Origin of the sequence: Sphingomonas sp. Leaf67 (genome assembly GCF_001421965.1) — a bacterium.
Classification (GTDB): domain Bacteria; phylum Pseudomonadota; class Alphaproteobacteria; order Sphingomonadales; family Sphingomonadaceae; genus Sphingomonas.
On record NZ_LMLP01000021.1, the window covers coordinates 384,084 to 408,754 of the forward strand.

Consider the following 24,671-nt stretch of genomic DNA (forward strand, 5'->3'; position numbering starts at 1 on the left):
CCACTATCGTCAGCCAACGGTAACGTACCGTCGGACGGTATCGACCAGATCGTCGAACCTTCGGTCCGTGCCGATCGTATTGATGGCCACGTCGCCATAGCCCATGGTTTTGGACTTGGCCGCGCCGTACGTAGCGAAGTGGCTACGGAACTCCGGCTCCCGGTTCAGCCAGAGACAAAGGTGACGCATCGGCCCTTGCCGGCGCACTTCGGCATGGCGAATTTCGTGCCACGCGATGACGTCGTCACTCCACGCTCGCCAGCACAGACCATCTTCCGACACCTCGATTTCAATCCTGCGACTCCGGCGCATACGGCCAATGACGAGCGAGCAAGCTGTAGCAAACGCCACGATGCCGAGCAGTCCGACAAACCCGAAAATGACATCACCATCGAGTATCGCCAGAACGCCGAGCACAGCCAGCAGGAACGATGGGATCAACATGCCGAGCAACCGCCACGGTGAAGATCGCGCCTGCCACATCCCGAACCTTTACTCGACCGGTTGCACCAACAGCTTGTCGATCTTGCGCCCGTCCATGTCGACGATCTCGAAGCGCCAGCCCTGTTCGGCGAAATGCTCGCCTTCGGTTGGAAGATGCTTGAGGATCGCGAGCGCAAGGCCGGCGACGGTGGCGTAATCGCGGTCCTCGGGCAGGTCGATGCCGATGCGTTCGGCAAGCTGGTCGGCGGGGGTCTGGCCCGATACCAGCAGCGATCCGTCGTCGCGGCGGACGATCAGGGGGTGGTCGCCCTCCTCCGCATCCGATGCGAAGTCGCCGGCAATGGCGCGCAGCAGATCGGCGGGGGTCACGATCCCTTCGAAATGGCCATATTCGTCATGGACGAGGCCCATCGGCACGGCGGCGCGGCGGATCGCCTGCAACGCATCCATCGCGTCGACCTGATCGGGGAGCACCGGTGCTTCGTGGAGCAGCGCGCGCAGATCGAGCGGCTCGCCCCGGCATAGGGCGGCGACGATGTCGCGCGCCTGCACGACGCCGATCACCGCATCGACCGATCCCTCGGCGATCGGCAGGCGGGTGTGCGGCGTCGCCGCCATCGCCGCGCGGATGCCGGCTTCGTCGAGCGAGACGTCGAGCCATTCGACATCGGTCCGCGGGGTCATGACTTCGCGCACCGGCCGGTCGGCGAGGCGGACGACGCCCGAGATGATCGAGCGTTCATGCTCCTCGATCACGCCCGACTTGCTGGCTTCGGCGACCAGCAGGTGCAGTTCCTCCGCCGTCACCCGGTTTTCGGATTCGCGGTTCATGCGCAGCAGCTTGAAGATCAGCGCGGACGTGTTGTCGAGCAGCCATACGAACGGCGCGGTGATGCGCGACAGCCACAGCATCGGTACCGCGACCAGCACCGCGATCGGTTCCGGGCTGCGCAAGGCGAACTGCTTGGGCACCAGCTCGCCGATGACGAGGCTGGCGAAGGTGGTCACGCCGATGACGACGCCGAACCCGACATTGGCCGCAAGCGATTCGGGCAGCCCCAGCAGCACCATCCGTTCGCCGACCGGTCCGCCGAGACTGGCTCCCGAATACGCACCCGACAGGATGCCGATCAGGGTGATGCCGATCTGGACGGTAGACAGGAACTTGCCGGGATCGTCGGCCAGCCGCATCGCGGTCTGCGCGCCCCTGCCCCCCGCTTTCGCCAGGCCTTCCAGTCGGGCCCTGCGCGCGGAAACGATGGCGAGTTCGGACATGGCGAACACACCGTTCAACGCCACCAGCGCGAGGATGATGACGACGTCGAACCAGGGGAAGGGAGAAAGAGGTTCCATCGAACTGCCCCTCCCATGCAGCAATGCCGCGTGCCGCACAACCGGCGAGTCGCGGTCGAGGGACGATTTGGCCGACCGTGCCGGTCAGCGTCCGTTCAAAACGGCTGCGGAACAATGCCGGTCCTGTCCGGTTTTCCCGGGCGACGACGAAATCGGATACCGCGGAGAATTATGATGGCAGCTCGTTCGAAACTCTGGGTGGCGGGTGCGCTGTCGGCAGCGATGCTGACATCGGCCTGTGTGACCGATCCCGAAACCGGCCAGCGCAGCATTTCGCGCGCGGCAATCGGCGGCATCGGCGGCGCGGTCGGCGGCTATCTGCTTGGCGATCTCGTAGGCGGACGGCGCGACCGGACCGAAAAGATCCTTGGCGCGGGCATCGGCGGTTTGGCCGGGGCCGGGATCGGCGCCTATATGGACAAGCAGGAGCGCGACCTGCGCGCCCGGACCGCCGGCACCGATGTCGAAGTGACGCGGCGCGGCGACGATCTGGTCCTCAACATGCCGTCGGGCATCACCTTCGCCACCGACAGTTCGAATGTCCAGCCGCAGTTCCGGCCGACGCTGGACCAGGTCGCCGACGTGCTGCGCGAATATAACCAGACCTATATCGATGTGTACGGCCATACCGATTCGACCGGGTCGGACGCGTACAATCAGACGCTGTCGGAACGGCGTGCCAGCGCGGTCGCCAGCTATCTGAGCAGCAAGGGAGTGCAGTCGGCGCGTATCGGTACGCGCGGTTTCGGCGAGACGCAGCCGATCGCGTCGAACGAGACCGAAGAAGGTCGTGCGGAAAACCGCCGGGTCGAGGTCAAGATCGTGCCGATCGCGCAGAACGAACTGCGCTGATCCTATCCGCGGCGCTGCCCGAAGAAATCGCGGAGCAGCGCCGCGGCCTCGATCTCACCGATCCCCGGATAGATGTCGGGGCGGTGGTGGCAGGTCGGCTGTCCGAAAAAGCGCGGACCGTGCGCGACCGCCCCACCCTTGGGATCGTCCGCCGCATAATAGAGGCGCGCGATGCGGGCATGGGCGATCGCTCCGGCGCACATCGCACATGGTTCCAGCGTCACCCACAGATCGCAATCTTCCAGCCGGTCGCGGCCCAGCGCCTGCGCAGCGGCACGAATCGCCAGTATCTCTGCATGGGCGGTCGGGTCGTTGCGCGTACGCGGCGCGTTGGCACCGGTCGCGATCACCCTGCCCCGTTGCACGATGACCGCGCCGACCGGCACCTCGCCGGCATCCGCGGCAGCGCGGGCGGCGGCGAGGGCCAGATGCATGGGGGACGCGTCGAACATCGCGCATCCCCTTGCCATCGGCGGTTCTACGCTGCCAGCGGCTTATTGTGCGGTGGCGGGCCGTTCGACCTTGATCGCCGGCACTTCGACGGTGCGGTTGACGGTGCCGACATCGACCTTGCCGACATCGACGTCGAACTTGGGTGCCTGCCCCCCTTCGACCCGTACCTGCGGCAGGGCGGCGGTCCGGGTCTGATCGATGCCGATGAAGCCGAAGCTCATCAACGCGGCGACGATCAACGCCGCGACCCCCAGCAGAACCAATATTGCGCGCATTCCGCCACTCCCTTGTAATGTGCCATTGTCCGAATCGATGCCGTAACAACGCCGGGGCGGCGATGAGGGTTGCAACGGCGCGCAACGGTTGACGTCCGCGCCGTTCGACGCTATCCGCGCCGTCTTTCCGGGGCATGTGTCCCGACACAGAATCAGGATCAACGATCATGTCGCGCATCTGCGAGCTGACCGGCAAGGGCCGGCAGGTGGGTCACAACGTTTCCCACGCGAACAACAAGACCAAGCGGACCTTCCTGCCGAACCTGCAGAATGTCACGCTGATGTCGGAAGCGCTGGAGCGCTCGATCCGTCTGCGCGTATCGACGCACGGCCTGCGCTCGGTCGAGCATGTCGGCGGCCTCGACAACTGGCTGCTCAAGACCCGTGACGACGACCTGTCGCTGCGCGCCCGTCGCCTGAAGCGCGACGTTGCCAAGGTCGCGAAGAAGGTCGCCCCCACCGCCGCATAAGCGGTTCGGGTGACGTAAGATATGCCCCCGGCACCCAAGCGGTGCCGGGGGTTTTGTCGTGGGTGATGCCGACGCCTGATTTTTGTTCCGACCATCGCTCCGAACCGATGGACGTTGCGGTGCGGTTGATTCTCGCCTGCGCGGGAATGACGGGCGATGTCCTGCAAACCCCGTCATCCCGGCATAGGCCGGAATCCATGGATGCGGGACGCTTCGACCGAGTCGAGGCCGGTCGGGTTCATGGATTCCGGCTTTCGCCGGAATGACGATGGGTTCAGCCTCGGTTCTTGCGCTTTTTCTTCTGCTTCGGTTTCGGCTGCCATGACTCCGGCAGCGGGCCGATCGCGAATTTCAACAGCAGCGAGCGTTGCAGCATCGACTGGTTGTCGTCGCTCGCCAGCCACAGGATCAGCCGTCCGCCTTCGCGGGTGATCGCCATCGCTTCGAAATTGTCGTGCAGGGTCGGCGGCACGAGCCGGGCGAGCGTGCGGCCGCGCAGGGATTGGCCGGGGCGGACGCCGCGCAGGTCGACCAGTTCGATGCCGGTGGTGAAAAAGTCCTTCAGCCGGGTGCGGCGGGTCAGCACCAGCAGCCGCCCATCGGGCAGTTGCGCGGCGTCGGTGTTCACGAAACTGGCGGGCGACGCATAGCGAAAGCCGTAGCGCGGCGTCTTCGGATCGGTCGGGTCGCCGAGGAAGCGGATCGCGCTATAGCCCCGCCGCCCCTTCTCGCCATGGCTTTCGCTGAACACGACGACGCTGCCGTCATGCAATTGCGCCATCGCCTCCGCACCGCTGTTCGCCGACCAGTCGGCCATGCGCTGTGGCGCGGCGTGCGACAGAGGGCGCGAAAGGTCGGCGGTGAAGCGCCAGATCTGGTTGTGGCGTTCGTAGCCGACCAGCACCGATCCGTCGGGCCGGACCGCCAGCGATTCGGTATCGCGATCGCGCTTTTCCCAGCCGGTGCCGGGACCGGCGATTTCGCGGACGGCGACGTCGCACGGGGTCCAGTCGGCACCCATGGTGAACTGGACCAGCGACCCGCCATCGGACAACAGGCTGAACCGGTCGCCGTCGACGTGCATCGACGAAAAGCCCCCGAAGGCGGGATCGTTACCGCGCAGGACCACCCCGCCGAGATAGGTGAACGATCCGCGATCGCGCCGCCGGGGGTTTTTGGGATAGAGCGCGACCCGCTCGGCCGTGATCGTCGGCACCTTCGCATAGAGCGGCAGCCGCTCGGCCCCACTCCAGCTGGGCACGAGCAGCAGCACCGCCAATATCACGAACAGGATTCGCATCGCCCCGGCTGTAGCGTCCGAACGCCCCAGCGCCAGTGGCGTTTGCCCCGGCATAGGGTACAGCCGCGACGAAATACGCGTGGAGAAGCCTATGTCTGCCGATGTCGTCGACCTGACCTGCCGCCTGATCGCCTGCGACAGTGTGACCCCGGCGACCGGCAGCGTGTTCGACGTGCTGGAGACCGCGCTGACCGCGATCGGCTTCGATGTCGACCGGTTCACCGTCGGCGAGGCGCCGGATGGGCCGGTAGAAAACCTGCTGGCGGTGCGGGGGGGCAGCGGACGGCATTTCGCCTTTGCCGGCCATGTCGATGTCGTACCCGCCGGGGCGGGATGGCAGGGCGATCCGTTCGGCGGGACGATCCGCGACGGCATGATCGTTGGGCGGGGCGCGGTCGACATGAAAGGCGCGGTCGCGGCGTTCGTCGCGGCGGCGGCGCGCGTGCCGGTCGACGCGGGTACGATCAGCCTGATCATCACCGGCGATGAGGAAGGACCGGCGGTGTATGGCACCCGCGCGCTGATCGATCGCATGGCGGCGCGGGGCATCGCGCCCGACCTGTGCCTGGTCGGCGAGCCGACGTCGCAGCAACGGCTGGGTGACATGGTGAAGATCGGGCGGCGCGGATCGGTCAATATCTGGATCGATGTGCCGGGGCGTCAGGGGCATGTCGCCTATCCGCATCTGGCCGACAATCCGATCACCCCGCTGATCGCCGCCCTGGCCGAAATCGAGGGGATCGTGCTCGATCGGGGCAATGCGTGGTTCCAGCCGTCGAATATCGAGATCACCGACCTGACCGTCGGCAATCCCGCGACCAACGTCATCCCCGGCCATGCGGCGGCGCGGCTATCGATCCGCTTCAACGACGAACAGCGCGGCGACGCGCTGGTCGAGCGGATCGCCGGCATCGTGCGGTCACATGCGCCGGAAGCACAGGTCGTCGGGCGGGTGTCGGGCGAGGCGTTCCTGACCGCGCCGGGGGCGTTTTCGACGCTGATTGCCGATGCGATCGGCAAGCATACCGGGCTGAAGCCGGAATTGTCGACGACCGGCGGCACGTCCGATGCCCGGTTCCTGTCGGCACTGTGCCCGACGGTGGAGTTCGGGTTGCTCAATGCGACGATGCACAAGGTCGACGAGGCGGTAGCGGTCGACGACCTGCGGCTGCTGACGGCGATCTACGTCGATATCGTGGGGGCGGCGCTGGCCGGAGAATGAGGCGACGTTCGTCATTCTCGCGCAGGCGGGAATCCATTCACACTGATGTCAGCGATCGAATCGCACTATCGCGGCTATAGATCCCCGCCTTCGCTGGAATGACGACGATCGCGACCGAGTAGCCATCAGTTCACCTTGTAATAGCCCTTGTACCACTCGGCGAACCGGCCCAGCCCCTCGGCCAGCCGCACCTTCGGTTCGTAGCCGGTCAGCGCGCGGAGTTGCGAGATGTCGGCATAGGTCGCGGTGACGTCGCCGGGCTGCATCGGCTTCATGATCTTCACCGCGTCGCGACCGATCGCGCGTTCGAGTGTCTGGATCATGTCCATCAGCCCGACCGGCTGGCTGCCGCCGATATTGAGGATGCGGTGGTCGCCGGGCGTCGGCGGATGGTCGAGTGCGCCGATAATGCCGTCGACGATATCGTCGATATAGGTGAAATCGCGCGCCATCCGGCCTTCGCCGAAGACTTCGATCGGGGTGCTGGCGACGATTTTATCGGTGAAGCTGAAGTACGCCATGTCGGGCCGGCCCCATGGGCCGTAGACGGTGAAGAAGCGCAGGCCGGTCTGCGGCATGCGATAGAGATGGGCGTAGGATTGGCTCATCAGTTCGCAGGCGCGCTTGGTCGCGGCATAGAGCGAGACCGGCCGGTTCGCCGGTTCGTCCTCGCGAAACCCCTCCCCGCCCATCGGCTTGTCGCCATAGACCGAACTGGACGAGGCGTAGACGAGATGTTCGAAGCCCGGCGCGTGGCGGCAGGCCTCCAGAATCGCGAGCTGGCCGCCGACGTTCGAGCGTTCATAGGCGAAGGGGTTGTCGATGCTGTGCCGAACCCCCGCCTGTGCCGCCAGATGGACGACGCGGCGGATAGCATGGTCACGGACCAGCGCCGCGACTGCATCGGCATCGGACACGTCGACCCGGTGAAAGGTGAAGGCATCGATCCCGTCGAACGTCGCGAGCCGGGCTTCCTTCAGCGTTACGTCGTAGTAATCGTTGAGAATATCGATGCCGATCACCCGCTCGCCGCGCGCGAGCAGGCGATGCGCGGTCGCATGACCGACGAAGCCGGCCGCGCCGGTCACCAGAATCGGACCCGACATCAGCGCCGGCCCGCCGCGATGCCCATGGTCGGATCGTTCTGCATCGCCTGTCCCGAACCGGTTCCTCGGTCGCGTATCATTCGTTTCCCTTACCGCAACAAGTTGGTATCGTGCCGCGGTGCAACATCGGCATACGCAGAAACACTCAATGGAGCCCGTAGCATATCGGTCAACCGCCGCCATGCAAGACGTGCGGCCGACGATGTTCGGGATATACCGGTGGCCGTTAACAAATTCGCATGATCCGGCGTGTATCGATTTTCCAATGACTTGGACGGCAATGCGGCGGGACTGGACCCATCGGCACGGACGATCTAAGGCACCGCCGATCAACGACCTTGCCGGACGCGGAACCGCCGACGGATCTGGGCCGAACCGCGGCGGACTTGGCAGGTGCCGGGATCGTCTGGCCAACGGGGAACAGGGACGGATGACTTTCGCTGCCGATCTCGCCCCGCCGGGCCATGCGCCGGACGCCGGCGTCGCCGCCGCGCTGCGCAGCGCGCTCCCGTCGGGCGAAGTCGCGACCGATGTCCCGCTGGCGACGCTTGGCCGCTGGCGGATCGGCGGCCCGGCCGATATCGTCGTTACCCCGCAATCGGTCGAGACGCTGGCCACCGCGCTGGCGGTGATCGCCGAACAGGATGCGCGCCATATCGTCATCGGCGACGGATCGAACCTGTTGTTCGACGATGCCGGATTTCGCGGCGTCGTGCTGCGCATCGGGCGCGGACTCGGCGGTATCCGCAACCTCGGCGATGACGTGGTCGAGGCCGGTGCGGGGCTGTGGGTCCCGGCGTTCGTGCGGCAGGTGATCGACTGGGGTCTGGCGGGCGCGGTCCATGCGATCGGCATTCCGGGGACGCTGGGCGGCCTGATCACGATGAACGGCGGCAGCCAGCGCAAGGGCATCGGCGAGAATGTCGTGCGGGTCGACGCGATCGATCATGTCGGGCGGATGCAGCGGCTGACGCAGGACGATCTCGACTATCGGTACCGCGCGTCGCGACTGCAGCGCGGCGACCTGATCGTCGTCGCGGCGCAGTTGCGCTTCGCGACCGGCGACCGGCAGGCGTTGCGGCGCGAGGCGTTGTCGATCCTTGCCGCGCGACGCGCCAAATTCCCGATGGTGCGCGCCAATTGCGGGTCGGTGTTCGTCAGCGACCCGGCGCTCTATTCGCTGATCGGCCCACCCGGCCTCGCGATCGAACGGGCCGGATTGAAGGGCGTATCGGCAGGCGGCGCGCAGATTTCGCCGGACCACGCCAATTTCATCGTCAACAATGGCGGCGCGCGGGCGCAGGACGTGTTGCACCTGATCCGTCTGGCGCGACGCTCGGTCGCCGCCATGTCGGGGATCGCGATGGACGCCGAAGTCCGCCACCTCGCTCCCGATGGCGTGATGCGTCCGGCGCATGAAGTCGCCGAACTGCTGGCCGACCCGGCGTGACCATCGCCGTCGACACACCGCGCGTCGCGCGACCGTCGACCCGCATCCTGAGCGTCGAACCGTCGCGGCTCGAAGGAATCGTCACCGTCAGCGGGGCCAAGAACAGCGTGCTGCGGCTGATGGCGGCATCGCTGCTGACGTCCGGGCGGATCGTGCTCGACAATTATCCGCAAGGGCTGCTCGATGCGCAGGTCCATGTCGGGATGCTGGAGGCGTTGGGCAAACGCTGCACGATCGCGGGCGACGCGCTGACGATCGAGGAGGCATCGCCGCCGCCGGCCGAACTGGTGTGGGACGGACGGTCGATCCGCAACACGCTGCTGATCCTCGGCGCACTGGTCGCGCGGACCGGCGCGGGCAGCGTGCCGCTGCCCGGCGGATGCGATCTGGGCGGGCGCGGCTACGACCTGCACGAACTGGTACTGACGCGGCTGGGCGCGCGGGTATGGGGCGAGCAGGGTCGACTATATGCCGAAGCGCCCAACGGGTTGACCGGGGCCGAGATCGTGCTGCCGTTGCGTTCGACCGGCGCAACCGAGAACGCGCTGCTCGTCGCCTCGCTCGCACGCGGTACGACGCGGCTGTGGAACCCGCATATCCGGCCCGAAATCCTCGACCTGTGCGATTTCCTGCGATCGATGGGCGCAACGATCACCGTCTATGGGCAGGAAAGCATCGAGATTACCGGCGTGGCCGAACTGTCGGGCACCAGCCGGCGGGTGATGCCCGACAATATGGAAGCGATGACGTGGCTGGTCGGGTCGGTCATCACCGGCGGCGATGTGGAAATCCGCGACTTTCCGTTCGAGGATCTCGAAGTCCCGCTGATCTTCCTGCGCGAAAGCGGCGCGAAGATCTTTCGCGACGGCAATGTCGCGATCGTCCGGTCGGGCCGTCCCTATCCGGTCGAGATCAGTACCGGCCCCTATCCGGGGATCAATTCGGACATGCAGCCGCTGTTCGCCGCGCTGGGGGCGTGTGCACGGGGCGAATCGCGGATCGTCGACCTGCGCTTTGCCGGCCGCTATGCCTATCTGCCCGATTTCGAGCGGATGGGCGTGCGCAGTTTCGTGCGCGACGGCACCGCGCATATCATCGGCACGCAGACGCTGACCGGGGCCGACGTTCGCGCCGCCGATCTGCGCGCCGGGGCGGCGCTGGCATTACTTGGTATGAAAGCCGCGGGACAGACACGGATCAGCGATGCGTGGCAGATCGAACGCGGCTATGATAAGTTTCTCGAGAAGGCGCGCGGTCTTAATGCCACGCTTTCCTATCATGGTTCATAACGCGCGCATCTAACTGGCCCGTATTAAAGGGATTCGGCTTCTTCCCATGTCCTACGAATCGAACCCGTTGCAGGCAGCCCTGCGCAAGTGCCGGCGGCATTTCATCGCCACTGGCATCTTTTCCGGGCTGATCAACATCCTGTACCTCGTGCCCTCGATCTTCATGTTGCAGGTGTACGACCGTGTCGTGCCGACGCGCGGGGTCGCCACGCTGCTGGTCCTGTCGCTGATCCTCGCGATATCGCTGATCGTCTTCGCCGCGCTGGACACGGTGCGCATGAAGCTGCTGCTGCAGGCCAGCATGCGGCTGGAAAAGATGGCGGCGGGCAACATCCTGCACCGCATCCTCGGCAGCAACGGGGCGTCGCCGGCACAACGTGCGCAGGCGATGCGCGATTTCGATACGCTGCGCGGCACGCTGACCGGGCCGGCGATCATCGCGATGTTCGACGCCCCATGGGCACCGATCTACATCATCATCTCGTACCTGCTGCACCCGCTGATCGGTCTGCTGGCGCTCATCAGCTCGGCGCTGCTGATCACGCTGGCGGTGCTGAGCGACAAGACGACCAAGAACAAGCTGAACGAGGTCGGGCAGCGCACGACCATGGCGTATCGATCGCAGGATTATTCGATCCAGGCGTCCGAGGTCGCCCGGGCGCTGGGCATGCGCAGCGCGCTGGTCACCCGCCATCTGGTCGAGCGGGCCGATCTGGTCCGGGCGCAGGGCGATATCGCCGGCACGTCGGGCGTCTTCCTTGCGATCACCAAGTTCTTCCGCCTGTTCCTGCAGTCGATGGCGCTGGCACTGGGTGCCTATCTGGCGATCAACCAGCAGATTTCGGGCGGCGCGATCTTTGCCGCGTCGCTGATCCTAGGCCGCGCGTTGCAGCCGGTCGAACAGATCCTGAATGCGCTGAAGAACGTCATCAGCGCGCAGAACGCGTACAAGGGTCTGAACGCCTTCTGCCTCCTGCCCGACGTGACCGTACAGCGCACCTCGCTGCCCGATCCGGTCGGCCGGATCGAGGTCGACGGCCTCACGATCCGCGTGCCCGGCTCGGACCGGGTGCTGCTCAACAAGTTGAGCTTCACCATCGAACCTGGCACCATCGTCGCGCTGGTCGGCCCATCGGGCGCCGGCAAGTCGACGCTGCTGCGCGCGCTGGCCGGGGCGATCGATCCCGACGAGGGCGAGATCCGCGTCGATGGCGCCAGCCTGAACGACTGGAACCGCGAAGAGCTGGGCCGGCATATGGGCTATATGCCGCAGACGCCGACACTGTTCCCGGCAACGGTCCATTCGAACATTTCGCGCTTTCGCCAGTTCGACGGGGCGAGCGGGCCGGAGCTCGATGCGCAGGTGGTGACCGCGGCGCAGCTGGCCGGCGCGCATGACCTGATCCTGCGCTTCGAGCGTGGCTATGACACCCAGCTGGCGATGCGCGAGGGCGGAGGTCTGTCGGCCGGACAGCGGCAGGTGGTGGCGCTGGCCCGTGCGTTGTTCGGCGCGCCGCGCATCCTGTTCCTCGACGAACCGAACGCGCATCTCGACATCAGTGCCGAGGGGCGGTTGATGGAGACGCTGCAGCATCTGCGCGAACGGGGCGCGACCGTGGTCGTATCGACGCACCGTACGGGGCTGTTGCAGGCGGTGGACAAGGTCATGCTGCTGCGCGACGGCGTCATCCAGATCTATGACGACCGCAGCAAGGTGATCCGTCCCGCCGCACCGCAAATGGAGCAGCAGGGCGCTGGTGCGCCGGGTGGCGGCACCCCGCCCCAGGCCGGCCAAGGACCGGTGAACCCGCCGCCCGCCCCGCCATTGCCGGGCAATGACGGTGCGCAGAACGATGCGACGGGCAACCGCGCCAACGGAGGTGAAGCGTGAGCGGCGAACTGGTAAACGCTCCCCAGACGGGGCAGAACATCGTACCGGTCGCGCAGGCGATCCGCGAGCGGCTGGAAATCGACGACTCGCCGAACAGGGCGTTGCGCGCCGGCGTCATCATCGCCGTACTGTTCTTTGTCGTGCTGCTCGGCTGGGCGGCGTTCGCCCGGCTCGATGCGGCGGCGGCGGGCGACGGCCGGGTCGTGGTGTCGGGCAATCGCCAGACGGTGCAGCACCGTGACGGCGGCTATGTCGAACATCTCGATGTCCGCGAAGGACAGCACGTCAACCAGGGGCAGGTCATCATCCGCCTGCGCGGTGCGGAAGTTCAGGCGACCGAACGCGCGCTGGCCGGCAGCGTGATCGATCTGCAGGCACAGCGCGCCCGCCTCGAAGCCGAAATCCGCGGCACGCCGATCCAGTGGCCGGCAAGCTTTGAGCAGGCGACCGGCGATGACCGGGTGCTGGTCGAACGCGCCAAGACGTTGCAGATCGCGCAGCAGAGCGCCCGCAACAACGCGCTCAACGCCAACCGCGCGGTCATCCGCCAGCAACAGGCCGAAGCGTCGCAGAGCATCGGCGGTTATTCGGCACAGTCGCGCGCCAGTTCCGAACAGCGCCGCTCGCTGGAGGAACAGCTGGCCAGCACCAAGCGGCTGGCCGATGAAGGCTATGTCTCGCGCAACTCGGTCCGCCAGATCGAACGGTCGATCCAGCAGCTCGAAGGGGCCGATGCCGACTATGCCTCGCGCGCCCGTGCGGCCCGCGAACAGGTGGGCCAGGCGCGCGAATCGTCGGTCGCGACCTCGCGTCGCTATATCGAAGACGCAGCGACGCTGTTGCGCGACACCCAGTTCCAGCTCAATGAGATAATGCCGAAATGGATCGCCGCGAAGGAGCAGCTGGAACGCACCGTCATCCGCGCGCCGGTTGCCGGCCGGGTGGTCGAACTGCGCGTCTTCTCACAAGGCGGCGTGGTGCAGGCCGGTCAGCCGATCCTCGACATCGTTCCTGATGCCGCACCGCTGGTGGTGCGCGCCAATTTCGACCCGAGCGACATCGACGGCGTCTATGAAGGGCGTCAGGCCGAGGTGAAGTTCCTGTCGCTGCACGAACGCGACCTGCCGATCCTGCTCGGCAATATTCGCAACGTGTCGGCCGACAGCCTGACCGATGAAAAGTCGGGTCGCAGCTACTTCACCGCGGAGATCGTGGTCCCGCAGTCGCAGATCGCGATGCTGAAGGAAGTGCGCGGGGCCGATACCGGCATCCGCGCGGGCGTACCGGTCAGCGTGCTGGTGAAGCTGCGTCCGCGCACCGCGCTGCAATATATGCTCGATCCGCTGACCGAGGCGTTCCGCCGGTCGCTGCACGAGCGTTGATCTACCCTGTGCCGGACGGGCGGGAACACGCTTCGTCCGGCACTTATCAGGGTTACTTCTGTCGGGCGCTGCGATAAGGATCGCGGCATCGACACGACCGCCCGTCCGGAGAGGGAAGCCGGGGGCAGGTTCTGACAAGGGGGATTTTATGTCGGCGGGATATCGTTCGCGCGCACTACTGCTGCTGTCGGTGGCGCTGACCGGGGTAACCCCGGCGATGGCGCAGGTCGCCCGTCCGACGACGCGACCGGCCACGCGACCGGCGCAGCCCGCCATCAACCCGATGCGGTCGGACCCGGTGTCGTCGGAAATCCCGACCCTGCCCGCCGATCCCAATGCGCGGACCGAAACGCTGGCCGAGGCGGTCGCCGATGCCTATCGTCATAATCCGCAGCTCGAGGCGCAGCGTGCCCAGTTGCGCTCGATCGACGAAAGCGTCATCCAGGCCAGCTCGCCCTATCGTCTGCGGTCCAGCGTCGTCGGCACGGTGCGCTATCAGGAACAGGTCCAGCGCCAGATCTTCTTCAACGATCTGGTCACCAACCGGAACCGCGCGACCGGCGCGTCGCTGACCGCGTCGCAGATCCTGTTCAACGGCGGCCGTACCGCCGCGCAGGTATCGGCGGCGGAGGCCGATGTGCTGTCGGCACGCGAACGGCTGCGCGAGGTGGAAAGCTTCATCCTGTTCGAAGTCGTCGATGCCTATGCATCGGTGCTGCGCGACCAGACGCTGATCGCGATCCAGCGGCGCTCGGTCGATTCATACCAGCGGCAGGTCGATCAGGCGCAGGCGCGCGAACGCGCGGGCGACCTGACGCAGACCGACATCAATCAGGCGCAGGCCCAGCTCGGGCTGGTGCAGGCGCAGCTGGCGCAGGGCGAGGCCAATCTCGAACGCAGCCGCGCCCGCTTCGCCGTCGCGGTCGGGCGCAATCCGGGTAATCTGACCCCGCCGCCGGTGCTGCCGGGCATTCCGACGTCGATCGATCTCGCGTTTCGCAGCGCCGAACAGGAAAGCCCAGCACTGTGGCAGGCGATCCTGAACGAACGCGGTGCGCGGGCGCGGATCGCCGCCGAGCGTGCCGAGCGTAATCCGGTGCTGAGCGCCGATGCGTCGATCGGCCTTAACGATCCCAACGGCATCGGTTTCGACAATCTGCGTCGCGGCGCCAGCGCGTCGGCGACGCTGACCGTGCCGCTGCTGACCGGCGGCGTGGTCGATTCGCGCGTGCGGCAGGCGCTGGCCAATCAGCAGGCACAGGCGTTCACTGTCGAGGCGACCCGCCGCGGCGTGTCGTCGCAGGTGCAGCAGGCATGGAACCAGACGATCTCGTCGAGCGAGCAGCAGACGATCGGCCTGCGTAGCGTCGAGGCGGCCGCCCGCGCGCTGGAAGGTGTGCGGCGCGGGTTCCAGGAAGGTTTCCGTTCGAATTTCGAAGTGCTCGATTCGGAGCAGCGGCTGCTCAACTCGCAGCAGCTGGTCGCGAATGCGGAATATCAGCGTTACAGCTCGCAGGCGACGTTGCTGACCTATATCGGTCGCCTCGAAACCGCGCTGCTCAATCCGGGTGCCGCGACCTATGACATGGAGCGCAACCTGAAGAAGCAGAAGGCGATGCAGATCGATCCCTTCCAGCCCTTCGTCAGCGTCCTCGACAAGCTGGCGCGCGCGCCCGACGATCCCAAGGCGCCGCCGGCAGTGCCGGTCGCCGGCCCGCCGGACCTGCTGCCGCCGACCGCCCCGCTGCCCGGCCGTCCGCTCGGCACCGCGTTGCCGGTGTTCAGCGATCCGGGTGCGATCGCGCTCCCGGCCGAGGATGTCGCGCCGCCGTCGACGCGACGCAACCCGGCGGCCGCCCGCAAGGACGACTGAGGATCTGGCGCGGTCGGGCTTCTGGTCCGGCCGCGTTTTTTCCGGGCGGTGGCGGATCGGCAGCGGATCGATCGACACGTCCTAGGCGGGATCGACATTCAGTTCGCTAGGCGCAGGAATAGCGCTCGATCCCCGTTCGTCACTCCCGCGCAGGCGGGAGCCCATATACGTCAGCGTCGCGGATCCAGCCAAACCGTCAGCGTCTATGGATTCCCGTCTGCGCGGGAATGACGAAATTCCGTGGTTCTCGCTGAATGTCGATCGGTCCTAGCGGGTTGCCGCTGCCTCTGCGGCAATACCGGACGTGCGGTGCGCGCGGTTCGCGATAAGGCGCCCGCTGGTTTACTCGTGGCGATGCCGACCCACTCTGCCTTGGCGGTCGAGTACATCCGCGAGGTTCCGGCGGGTGGCTTGCGAACTGTTCACCGCCGGATGGTTCGCGCAAAATCTTACCTTCCGGCGAACCCGCATTCGGGCAAACCTGCGCACGCCGCTGCTTGTCTGCTGCGGTGTCCGCCCTGTGCGTGGGCGTATTTCAAACAGACCTGATTTGTCCGTCCGTCCACCTTTGCCGCGCTTGGCATGCTGGCTCCCGCACATCCAGTATCGTCGCGAAGATGCCGCAGTGAGCAGGACGCCGCCGGAAGCGCCGGTACCACGGCAGCGTTACCGCCGCTCGGGTGCCGCCCTTCCGCGCACAGGCGGGACTCGATCCGATACCCGTCAAGCATGCTCCGTCCGACCGTGGCTTCGCAAAAACACTTTCCTACAAGCTGCGACTTGTGGAACGAACCATGAACGATCCACCCGGATCATCAGCGGGAGAATGTTCATGTCCGATCCGTTCCAGTCCTTCACCGATTCGCCGGTCGGTCCGGCCCGCACCGCCACCGCAGTGACGCCGAGCGACAGCGCGCCGCTGCTCCGTCTGCCCAAGGCGCTCTATATCGGCGGCGGCGGTGACGTGACGTTGCGCTGCGTCGACAGCAGTGCCGACATCGTGTTGAGCGCGGTACCGGGGGGCAGCGTCCTGCCGGTGCGGGCGCAGTTCGTGCGCTCGACCGGAACGACCGCCACCGCGATCGTGGCGCTCGGCTGATGCTGGGGTTCGCCTTCAATATCGCCGCATCGCGCGGGCGGCGCAGGGCCACGCCCGCGTGGCGTGGCGCGACCCGCGACCTGATCGCGCGGATGGACCCGCCGCCCTCCTTCGACCGGATGGTGCAGATCGACCGGCTGATCGGCGCGCTGATCGATGCCGATATCTGGAGCCGGCTGGATACCGTGCTGATCCTCGCCGCGCATGGTCCGAAAGCGGCGCTGCTGAACTGGACCGGCCGGCGCGACGCGGCGATCGGCGGTGGCGCGCCTGTGTTCGTGCCCGATCGCGGCTATTGGTGCGACGGGCTGGACGACTGGATCGACACCGCGCTGTCGCCGGTTTCGGGTACGCAGTTCCAGCGGAACGCCGCAATGGTGGGCGCATGGACGCGTAAGGACGCGCGCAATCCCGCGGCCCCGATCGGCACGATCACCGGCAGTTCGCTGCTGATCAACCCGCGCAACGTCGGCAACGCCAGCACCGGCCGACTGAACGGAACGACGCTGGTTGCGGGCGGCACCGTCGAAACCGGCTATGGCTTTACCGCCATCGACCGCAGTAGTTCGTCGCGATTGCGCCAGATCATCAACGGTCGGGTGACCGGCAGCACCAGTTCGGCGCCGTCGACCGCGCCGGCATCGGCGACGATCGGACTGGGGCTGACCAACGACATCTATTCCGAGGGGCAATTCTGCGCGTTCGTTGCCGGCGGCACGCTGTTCGATGCGCAGCACCAGACGCTGGCGGCGGCACTGGCCAGCTATATGCGCGATGTCGGCGTCACCCCCCTGCCCGCCCCGACCACCCGGACCTTGTCGTCCACGCAAAGCATCGCCCTGCCCGACGGATCGGCACCGATCGTCGCCGGCAGCGGCATGGCGGTCACCGGCATCACCCGTGATCTGGCCGGTCGCTGGTATCTGGGTAATGGCCGACCGACCCGGACCGCGTTGCTGTTCACCCGGATGAAGCCCGACCTGTCGGCGATCGACGAAGAATTCGACCTGACCCGGCTGGGACTGTCGAGCGACTTTGCCGGATCGTGCCAGGGCATGACCTGCGACCGGACGACGGGACGAATCTGGTTCCTGCTGAAACAGGCGAGCAGCAGCGGCGACAAGACCTATCTGGCGAGCTTCGATCCGGCGACGGCCGCGCTGGCGGGCGCGCCGACCCTCGTCCTGCCGGGCGACAACGGCATCGCCTTTGATTCGCGGCGCGACGGTTTCTGGATCGTGCGCGACCAGAACGAGCTGGTACTCTATGATCGGCAGGGTCGGCCACGCACCGGCGCCATCGAACTTCCCGCGAACAGCGACCATGTGTTCGTCGTCGATGCAGCGCAGGGTGACTATGCGATCGGCGATATCGTCGTCAGCTTTGGCGCGAACGGCGCGGCCGGATCGCTGCTTCGCCTGCGTACCGGCGATTATGGCGGGCCGAATCAGATCGCGATCGACGTCCTGACCGGAGCCGAATCGGTCGAAGGCGTTCATATCCAGGGCAATTCGCTGTGGATCGCCAATGACGGCGCAACGAATTCGGGCAATGCAGCACGAAATCGCCTGTTGACCTATATGCCATGACGAACGCGCCGGCGCGCGGCGCGGACAGCCAGCGCCGGCCCGTCCCACGGAGGGACGAGCGTCCCCGGATCAGACAGAATTCGTTACGCTGGCGGTCACTGGTGTACTGCCGTCGATGAACGACATTCAGTCCTGTACTTGGTCGCCAAGGTAAATGGCAGATCCACCATTTGCCGTATCACGACGATACACGCAATAGGCTGGAAATCGACAGTTTTGACGCTGTAGTTCCAGAGTTCACGAAGATCCGACGTCGTTCGGGCGTCCAACAATCTTCGGTAAACATCCTTATAACCTAGTACTTTAGAACATCGGAAAAGGGATTCGGTGTTTATGGTCCTTGGGTTTGCGAAGCAGACAAACACTGCTCACCGCGAGTTCCACCGAGATTTCACAATCATTTTCGGCGGGGAAAATCGATGACCATGAACAGCGCAGTCGCAAACGGCGAACTTCATCTTCAGGGCACCTATCTGAGCATTGGCATCAACGCCGATGGCAACCTTGGCACTACCAAGAACGCGCCCAAGGGCTTTGCAACCGACGCCGACAGCGGCTTCCTGCGCGTCGGGATGTTCGCCGACCTCGACGGGTTCGGTCAGGGCAACGCAACCACGCTCGACGACGCGCTGCTGCAGGGTCGTTCGATCGAAGGCTTCAACATCGGCTACACGATCGGTTCGAACAAGATCGTCCAGAGCAACCAGCTGCTGACCGGCTATCACCAGATCAACGGCAAGCTGAGCGATGCCAGCACCGAAACCGAAGGCAAGGCGATCTGGAACGGCGCGACCAAGGATAATCTGGGTGTCGCGCAGACCATCACGCTGGCCAATGACGCCAAGTACATCAAGATCGACGTCACGCTGACCAACAATTCGGCGACGACCATGAACGATGTTCGCTACATGCGGACCGCCGATCCCGATCAGGCCGGCAAGTACGACACCGCGAACAAGATCGAAAAGCAGGGCGACGGCGCGCTGGTTACGGCGATGCTTCAGAAGGACACCCCCTTCTTCCTGTATTCGCAGGACACGCGGGCGACCGCTTCCTTCTACGGCTTCGTCAATCTCGACCCCTATGCATCGACGGCCGCGTCGCAGGCGCAGGGATATGCCAAGACGGTCGACCAGACGCTGAACCTCACCTTCGGCCTCGGCACGCTGAAGCCCGGCGAATCGACCAAGATCACGCTGTACATGGGCGTCACCGACAATCTGAAGGCGACGATCGCACAGATCGACGCTGGCAAGGCACCGGTCGTGGTTGACCTCGCTCCCGAAGCGGTGGCCGATGCCTTTGACGGCGACCAGGACAATGCGGTGACCGGCAACGTCCTGTCGAACGACAAGGACCCCGAGGGCAAGAAGCTGACCGCCAGCCTGCTCGACGGCCCGGACCATGGCACGATCAAGTTCTCGGCCGACGGCTCGTTCATCTACTCCCCGGACGCCGGCTGGAGCGGCGGCGACAGCTTCACCTATGCCGCATCGGATGGTGTGCATACGTCGAACGCCACCGTCGATCTGTCGATCGAGGCCGCCCCGGTCATCGAGGAACCGCCGGTCGTCGACCCGATCGTTCTGCCGCCGGTCGTCGACCCGATCGTCCTGCCGCCGGTCTCGACCGATCCGTTCCTCGACCTGTTGCAAGCCGCATCGGTGATCCATGGCAATGCCAGCGCCAACGAAATCCTGAAGGGCACCGCCGGCGCCGACGTCTTCCACTTCTCGAACGCTGCCGCCACCGGTCAGGATCGCATCGTCGGCTTCGGCAAGAGCGACCTCTTCGTCACCGATGCCAAGCTGTACGACGGCAACAATGACGGCATCATCGCCCTGTCGAAGAGCAAGGTGTCGATCGACGGCGGCAAGAATGGCGATACGGTCGTGGTCGAAGGTGTGTCGAAGCTGCGCTTCCTCGGTACCGACGATGCGGGCCATGCGGTCTATGCCGACGCCAGCGCCCGTCCGAAGAGCGCCAAGGAAGGTACCACCGCCGACGACGCCTTCATGGGTGACGCCCGCAACAAGTCGAAGAACGTGTTCTTCTTCGACACCAACCACGGCCTCGACCTGGGCAGCGACACGATCGGCAACTTCGGCAGGCACGACCTGGTCGTCACGACCACGAAGCTGGCCGACGACAACAGCGACGGCATCATCAGCGCCACCGGTGGCAAGTTCGCGCTGCCCGGCGACACCGGCTCGCTGCTGGTCAGCGATACCAAGGGTGCCGCGATCGACTCGCTGGAATTCGACGGATCGGTCGTCCGCGACGGGCTGACCTACTATGTCTACTCGCTGGTCGGATCGACCGCCGCCGATGCGAGCGATCTGAGCTTCTGAACCGTCCCATAGGGACACAAGCGAACGCCGGTCCCACAGGGGCCGGCGTTCTGCCGTTCCGCGCCGTGCCGGATGCGAGATAATGGTGCCGAAAAGCGCCGCGTTCATTTGGCACATCGTTTCTTCACCTTTACAGGCTACCGATGGGGAATCGGTGGGAGGAAGCCATGCATCTCGATAATCTTTGCGCCATCATTGCCGAAGTCGAACTGATGGGCGGCGACCCGGTCAGTGAAATCCTTGCGCCCAGCGAAGTCCGCGCCATTGCCGAAGCGGTACTGGCGATCAGCGCGACCGCTCCGGCGGCGCATGGCGAGGCCGCTACCCCGTTCGCCAGCGTGTGGATGCAGACGATCCCGCCGTTCATGCACGATTGTTTCAGCGCGTAACGCGGCCGGGCCGGGCCTCTCCTGGTCCGTCATGGTGATCGCCGCCTGCGACCGGGCGGGACATCCTTCAATATGATTACGGGAAATTAATATCGCTGTCATGTAACCACCCTATCCAGTGGACACATCACAAGGGGACATGGCGTGGCAGTTGCTGGAGATATCGCGTTGGTCGGCTATGGTGCCGATGCCGGGGTAAAGTCGTTCGCATTCGTCCTGCTGGCCGATCTGGCCGGGCAGACCCTCTATTTCACCGACAATGGCTGGCTGGCGGCGGGCGGTTTCCGTGCCAATGAAGGGACGGTCTCCTATACCGTGCCTGTCGATGCGAAAATCGGCACGGTCGTGACCATTTCCGGGCTGACCGGGGCGCTCAATCCGTCCGCGAGCGGCGATCAGATCCTCGCTTATACCGGCAGCGCCGCCAATCCGACCTTCCTGTTCGCGCTGAACTTCGCCGACGGCAAGACGGCGTTCGCCGGCGACGCGACGAGTTCGAACACGAGCGCGGTGCCGACCGGCCTGACCGCCGGCGCGGATGCGCTGGCATTCGGCGACGACAACGGTGCCTATACCGGCCCGACGACCGGCACCCGCGCGGAAATCCTCTCCGCGATCGCCGATGCGAAGAACTGGACCACCAACGATACTGCCGGTGTCACCTATGCCAGCGGCTTCGATGTCGGCGGCGGCAGCAATGCCGGTGCGTTCGAAGTCGCCGATGTATCGGTGAACGAAGGCGATGCCGGCACGACCGACCTGACCTTCACCGTCACCCGCGACGGTGGCAGCGACGGCGAGGTCACCGTCGACTATGCCGCGACCTTCGGATCGGCCGATGCCGACGATGTCGTCGGGTCGTTGCCTGCCGGCACGCTGACCTTCGCCGCTGGCGAGACCGAAAAGACCGTGACCATCACGGTCGCGGGCGACACCGTCCGCGAATCGGACGAGACGATCGCCCTGACGCTGACCAACGCCACCGGCGGCGCGACGATCGGGGATGCGGAGGCGACCGGCACAATCGTCAACGACGATGGCACCGCGCCATCGGTTTCGATCGGCGATGTTTCGGTGGTCGAGGGTGATTCGGGCGAGACGCTGGCGACCTTCACCGTCACGCGCACCGGCGGCGATGGCGCGTTTTCGGTCACGTATGAAACAATGAGCAACACCGCGACCGCGGGCAGCGATTTCGTCGGTGCCGACGGCCGCATCGAATTCGCCGCGGGTCAGCAGACGGCGACCATCTCGATCGCGGTGAATGGCGACACCGTTCGCGAAAGCAACGAGAAATTCTACGTGGCGCTGTCCGATGCCACCAATGGTGCGACGCTGACCGATTCGCTCGGCGAAGCGACGATCGTCAACGACGACCTGTTCCGCATCCATGACGTACAGGGCGCGGCGTTCTTCAGCCCCGTCCTCGCGGCCGAAGGGGTCGGTGGCTTCAATATCCGGTCGACGACCACCGTTACCGTGCAGGCGGTGGTGACCGCCCTCGACGGCACCGGCGCGCGGCAGGGTTTCTACCTGACCGAGGAAACCGCCGACTGGGATATGAGTGCGCTGACGTCCGAAGGGATCTTCGTGATGGCCCGCGACGACCGCAACGTCGGAACGACGCTGGCCGCGCTTGCGCCGAATCTGCGGGTCGGCGACCTCGTGACCGTCACCGCGCAGGTGATGGAATATCAGGCGTTCACCAACATGCCGCGCACCGTGCTGACCGGCGTCAGCGGCATCACCGTGGATGCCAGCAACCAGGATTTGCCGACCCTGATCCTCGATGGATCGCCCGGCCGTGCGATCCCCAGCGCGATCCTGACCGACGAAGTCCCCAATTATTTCGATTCGGTCGGCGGTGCGGGGTTCGATCCGGCCAAGGACGCGCTCGACTTCTTCGAAACGATCGAGGGGATGCGGGTCACCGTGCCCGACATGGTCGTCGCCGACGGCTTCGTCGGCGTCTCGGGCGGCAAGCCGTTCATGAAAGCCTATTCGACCGTCCACGCCGATGCCGACCAGATCAACAGCCGCGGCGGCTACACGATCGGGGGCGATCCGAAGCTGTCGCCGCCCGACACTGCCGATACCCGCGACGACGTTCGTTCGGGCGGGCGCTATATCCATGACGGCGACACCAATCCCGACATCCTCGAACTCGATTTCACCGACTTCGCCACCGCCGCACCGGCCGATCTCGTCACCGCCGCATCGGCCGGCGACAAGCTGGGCGACGTGACCGGCATCGTCGAATTCGACTTTACCGACCTGAAGCTGTTCGTGACCGATCCGGTGACGATCAAGGAAGACGTGACGCCGGTACGCGAGGTGACGACGATCGTCGCCGATGCCCGCGCGCTGACCATCGGCACGTTCAACGTCGAAAACCTTGCCGCGACCGATGCCGACGCGCGCTTCACCGCGATCGCCGATGCCATCGCCGTCAATCTGAAGACGCCCGATATCCTGACGATCGAGGAAATCCAGGACAATAACGGCGCGACCGCGGGCGATGGCACCTCCTCGACCGGTACCGACGCCTCGCTGACGTGGCAGAAGCTGGTCGACGCGGTCAACGCGGCGACGGGACAGCGGTATCAGTGGGTCGACGAACTGCCGGTCTATAATGCCGAAGGTGGCCAACCCAACGGCAATATTCGCGTCGGCTTCCTCTACAATACCAACCGCGTGCAGCTCGGCGACCTGACTGCCGACGCGACGATCGAACAGCGCCGTGCCTTCACCGACCGGATCGGCGACGGTGTGCGCGATGCCGGCGACCGGATCGGCCATGACGACAGCCAGATCGCCGGCCAGGTCAACGGTGCCGACTGGACCAACACCCGCAAATCGCTGCTGGGCCAGTTCAGCTTTGCCGGCAACGACGTCTATGTCGCCGCCAACCACCTGCCGTCAAAGGGCGGATCGGGCGAATTCTGGCAGCTCGACCAGAATATCGACAATGGTCAGCCGACCAATGCCGGCTGGGCAAAGCGCAACGCCATCGCCGAAGACGTCTGGCACATGCTCGATACGATCCAGTCGGCATCGTCCGACAACCGGATTGTCGCGGGCGGTGACTGGAACGAATTCTACTTCAACCGGGCGATGGAAGCCGCGACCGGTTATGTCGACGCCAACGGCGATGCCCGCGCAGGTGGCGCACGGTTCGACAATCTGACCGTGACCGAGCTGACCGAGGCCGAACGCTACACCTATATGTTCGATGGCCGGTCGCAGGCGATCGATCATGTCATTGTCGACCAGCAATTGGGCGCGGTCGCCAGCTATGACGTCGTCCACATCAACACCGGCTATAACAACCGCGGTGGGTCCAACCCGGCCTTGTCGGACCATGACCCCGCGCTCGCCCAGTTCGACTTCCGCACTTTCGGGGAACGCCTGCGCGGAACTGCCGCGATCGACCGGATCGAGGGGCTTGGCGGCGACGACCGGATCGAGGGGCTGGTCGGCAACGACCAGCTGTTCGGCGGCGACGGCAACGACCTGCTGATCGGCGGGGCCGGCAGTGACACGATGTGGGGCGGTGCCGGCAGCGACGCGTTCTTCTACGACGCGACCGGAGCCGGCGGAAAGGACCGGATCAAGGACTTTTCGTCCGAAGACTTCCTCGTCACCACCGTCCGCCTGCGCGACAACAACAAGAACGGCATAATCGGCGCCGGCTCGAACAAGGTGTTCGACCTGTCGGGTGGCGGTTCGATCGCGATCGAAGCAGTCAACGGATCGAGCGTCCGTACGATCGAATATGACGGCATGCTGATGAAGAACGGCGTCGCCTATTATATCTACAACGCGGTCGGCTCGACCACCGATCCGGTCGAGGCGCTCGCGCTGCTCTGATCGGCGCGGGCAA

The 24,671-nt window shown here is 65.6% G+C and carries 19 protein-coding genes; 13 read left to right on the top strand and 6 right to left on the bottom strand.

Annotated features, from left to right (window positions below; all coding sequences use genetic code 11):
* Positions 1-9: 9 nt before the first annotated feature.
* Together ASE90_RS13960 and ASE90_RS13965 are read right to left on the bottom strand one after the other, a co-directional pair.
* A complete protein-coding gene (locus tag ASE90_RS13960) occupies positions 10-444 on the bottom strand; it encodes a hypothetical protein (protein ID WP_056001831.1) in 435 nt (144 codons plus the stop codon).
* 48 nt (positions 445-492) lie between these two features.
* On the bottom strand, positions 493-1,797 hold the full coding sequence (locus tag ASE90_RS13965) for a hemolysin family protein (protein ID WP_056001834.1): 1,305 nt from the start codon (positions 1,795-1,797) through the stop codon (positions 493-495).
* Positions 1,798-1,971: 174 nt separating this feature from the next.
* On the opposite strand from ASE90_RS13965, the gene ASE90_RS13970 reads away from it, so the two are divergent.
* Complete coding sequence (locus tag ASE90_RS13970; RefSeq protein WP_056002334.1) at positions 1,972-2,649, top strand: OmpA family protein; 678 nt, start codon at positions 1,972-1,974, stop codon at positions 2,647-2,649.
* Between the two features lie 2 nt (positions 2,650-2,651).
* Here the strand turns inward: ASE90_RS13970 and ASE90_RS13975 are convergent, their stop codons facing one another.
* Positions 2,652-3,083, bottom strand: a complete 432-nt coding sequence (locus ASE90_RS13975) for a nucleoside deaminase (protein ID WP_056002335.1) — start codon at positions 3,081-3,083, stop codon at positions 2,652-2,654.
* 60 nt (positions 3,084-3,143) lie between these two features.
* Positions 3,144-3,377 carry a hypothetical protein gene (locus ASE90_RS13980; RefSeq protein ID WP_056001837.1) on the bottom strand — a complete coding sequence of 78 codons (234 nt, stop codon included), beginning with the start codon at positions 3,375-3,377 and terminating at the stop codon, positions 3,144-3,146.
* A 167-nt stretch (positions 3,378-3,544) separates the two neighbouring features.
* On the opposite strand from ASE90_RS13980, the gene rpmB reads away from it, so the two are divergent.
* Complete coding sequence (gene rpmB, locus ASE90_RS13985) at positions 3,545-3,847, top strand: 50S ribosomal protein L28 (RefSeq protein ID WP_056001840.1); 303 nt, start codon at positions 3,545-3,547, stop codon at positions 3,845-3,847.
* A 274-nt stretch (positions 3,848-4,121) separates the two neighbouring features.
* On the opposite strand, the gene ASE90_RS13990 is transcribed toward rpmB, so the two are convergent.
* Positions 4,122-5,147: an esterase-like activity of phytase family protein gene (locus tag ASE90_RS13990; RefSeq protein WP_082449814.1), complete on the bottom strand. Its 1,026-nt coding sequence runs from the start codon at positions 5,145-5,147 to the stop codon at positions 4,122-4,124.
* Between the two features lie 91 nt (positions 5,148-5,238).
* On the opposite strand from ASE90_RS13990, the gene dapE reads away from it, so the two are divergent.
* Positions 5,239-6,369: a succinyl-diaminopimelate desuccinylase gene (dapE, locus tag ASE90_RS13995; RefSeq protein ID WP_056001843.1), complete on the top strand. Its 1,131-nt coding sequence runs from the start codon at positions 5,239-5,241 to the stop codon at positions 6,367-6,369.
* 125 nt (positions 6,370-6,494) lie between these two features.
* Here dapE and ASE90_RS14000 read toward each other — a convergent pair whose 3' ends face one another.
* Positions 6,495-7,475, bottom strand: coding sequence for an SDR family NAD(P)-dependent oxidoreductase (locus ASE90_RS14000; RefSeq protein ID WP_056001846.1), 981 nt, complete (start codon positions 7,473-7,475; stop codon positions 6,495-6,497).
* Between the two features lie 430 nt (positions 7,476-7,905).
* Between ASE90_RS14000 and murB the strand changes: the two genes are divergently transcribed.
* The 10 genes from murB (at position 7,906) to ASE90_RS14050 (ending at position 24,658) form a co-directional block, all read left to right on the top strand.
* Positions 7,906-8,925 carry a UDP-N-acetylmuramate dehydrogenase gene (murB, locus tag ASE90_RS14005; RefSeq protein ID WP_082449815.1) on the top strand — a complete coding sequence of 340 codons (1,020 nt, stop codon included), beginning with the start codon at positions 7,906-7,908 and terminating at the stop codon, positions 8,923-8,925.
* On the top strand, positions 8,922-10,214 hold the full coding sequence (locus tag ASE90_RS14010) for a UDP-N-acetylglucosamine 1-carboxyvinyltransferase (protein ID WP_200910907.1): 1,293 nt from the start codon (positions 8,922-8,924) through the stop codon (positions 10,212-10,214). The genes murB and ASE90_RS14010 overlap by 4 nt, the downstream gene beginning before the upstream one ends.
* Positions 10,215-10,260: 46 nt before the next feature.
* On the top strand, positions 10,261-12,105 hold the full coding sequence (locus ASE90_RS14015) for a type I secretion system permease/ATPase (protein ID WP_056001849.1): 1,845 nt from the start codon (positions 10,261-10,263) through the stop codon (positions 12,103-12,105).
* Complete coding sequence (locus ASE90_RS14020) at positions 12,102-13,487, top strand: HlyD family type I secretion periplasmic adaptor subunit (RefSeq protein WP_056001852.1); 1,386 nt, start codon at positions 12,102-12,104, stop codon at positions 13,485-13,487. The genes ASE90_RS14015 and ASE90_RS14020 overlap by 4 nt, the downstream gene beginning before the upstream one ends.
* 148 nt (positions 13,488-13,635) lie before the next feature.
* Positions 13,636-15,360 carry a TolC family outer membrane protein gene (locus tag ASE90_RS14025; protein WP_056001855.1) on the top strand — a complete coding sequence of 575 codons (1,725 nt, stop codon included), beginning with the start codon at positions 13,636-13,638 and terminating at the stop codon, positions 15,358-15,360.
* An 832-nt stretch (positions 15,361-16,192) separates the two neighbouring features.
* A complete protein-coding gene (locus ASE90_RS14030; RefSeq protein WP_056002344.1) occupies positions 16,193-16,459 on the top strand; it encodes a spike base protein, RCAP_Rcc01079 family in 267 nt (88 codons plus the stop codon).
* A complete protein-coding gene (locus ASE90_RS14035; protein ID WP_056001858.1) occupies positions 16,459-18,048 on the top strand; it encodes a hypothetical protein in 1,590 nt (529 codons plus the stop codon). The genes ASE90_RS14030 and ASE90_RS14035 overlap by 1 nt, the downstream gene beginning before the upstream one ends.
* A 419-nt stretch (positions 18,049-18,467) precedes the next feature.
* Entirely contained in the window at positions 18,468-20,399 is a 1,932-nt protein-coding gene (locus ASE90_RS14040) for an Ig-like domain-containing protein (RefSeq protein WP_056001861.1), read from the top strand.
* A 143-nt stretch (positions 20,400-20,542) separates the two neighbouring features.
* Positions 20,543-20,788 (top strand): hypothetical protein, encoded by a 246-nt coding sequence (locus ASE90_RS14045; protein ID WP_235531827.1) that lies wholly within the window; start codon positions 20,543-20,545, stop codon positions 20,786-20,788.
* Between the two features lie 144 nt (positions 20,789-20,932).
* Positions 20,933-24,658, top strand: a complete 3,726-nt coding sequence (locus ASE90_RS14050) for a Calx-beta domain-containing protein (protein ID WP_082449816.1) — start codon at positions 20,933-20,935, stop codon at positions 24,656-24,658.
* The last annotated feature ends 13 nt before the right edge of the window (positions 24,659-24,671 follow it).

Coding starts and splice junctions, on each gene's coding strand:
- ASE90_RS13960 (WP_056001831.1), bottom strand. CDS start 444: ATGTTGATCCCATCGTTCCTGCTGGCTGTGCTCGGCGTTCTGGCGATA.
- ASE90_RS13965 (WP_056001834.1), bottom strand. CDS start 1,797: ATGGAACCTCTTTCTCCCTTCCCCTGGTTCGACGTCGTCATCATCCTC.
- ASE90_RS13970 (WP_056002334.1), top strand. CDS start 1,972: ATGGCAGCTCGTTCGAAACTCTGGGTGGCGGGTGCGCTGTCGGCAGCG.
- ASE90_RS13975 (WP_056002335.1), bottom strand. CDS start 3,083: ATGCATCTGGCCCTCGCCGCCGCCCGCGCTGCCGCGGATGCCGGCGAG.
- ASE90_RS13980 (WP_056001837.1), bottom strand. CDS start 3,377: ATGCGCGCAATATTGGTTCTGCTGGGGGTCGCGGCGTTGATCGTCGCC.
- rpmB (WP_056001840.1), top strand. CDS start 3,545: ATGTCGCGCATCTGCGAGCTGACCGGCAAGGGCCGGCAGGTGGGTCAC.
- ASE90_RS13990 (WP_082449814.1), bottom strand. CDS start 5,147: ATGCGAATCCTGTTCGTGATATTGGCGGTGCTGCTGCTCGTGCCCAGC.
- dapE (WP_056001843.1), top strand. CDS start 5,239: ATGTCTGCCGATGTCGTCGACCTGACCTGCCGCCTGATCGCCTGCGAC.
- ASE90_RS14000 (WP_056001846.1), bottom strand. CDS start 7,475: ATGTCGGGTCCGATTCTGGTGACCGGCGCGGCCGGCTTCGTCGGTCAT.
- murB (WP_082449815.1), top strand. CDS start 7,906: ATGACTTTCGCTGCCGATCTCGCCCCGCCGGGCCATGCGCCGGACGCC.
- ASE90_RS14015 (WP_056001849.1), top strand. CDS start 10,261: ATGTCCTACGAATCGAACCCGTTGCAGGCAGCCCTGCGCAAGTGCCGG.
- ASE90_RS14025 (WP_056001855.1), top strand. CDS start 13,636: ATGTCGGCGGGATATCGTTCGCGCGCACTACTGCTGCTGTCGGTGGCG.
- ASE90_RS14030 (WP_056002344.1), top strand. CDS start 16,193: ATGTCCGATCCGTTCCAGTCCTTCACCGATTCGCCGGTCGGTCCGGCC.
- ASE90_RS14035 (WP_056001858.1), top strand. CDS start 16,459: ATGCTGGGGTTCGCCTTCAATATCGCCGCATCGCGCGGGCGGCGCAGG.
- ASE90_RS14040 (WP_056001861.1), top strand. CDS start 18,468: ATGACCATGAACAGCGCAGTCGCAAACGGCGAACTTCATCTTCAGGGC.
- ASE90_RS14045 (WP_235531827.1), top strand. CDS start 20,543: ATGGGGAATCGGTGGGAGGAAGCCATGCATCTCGATAATCTTTGCGCC.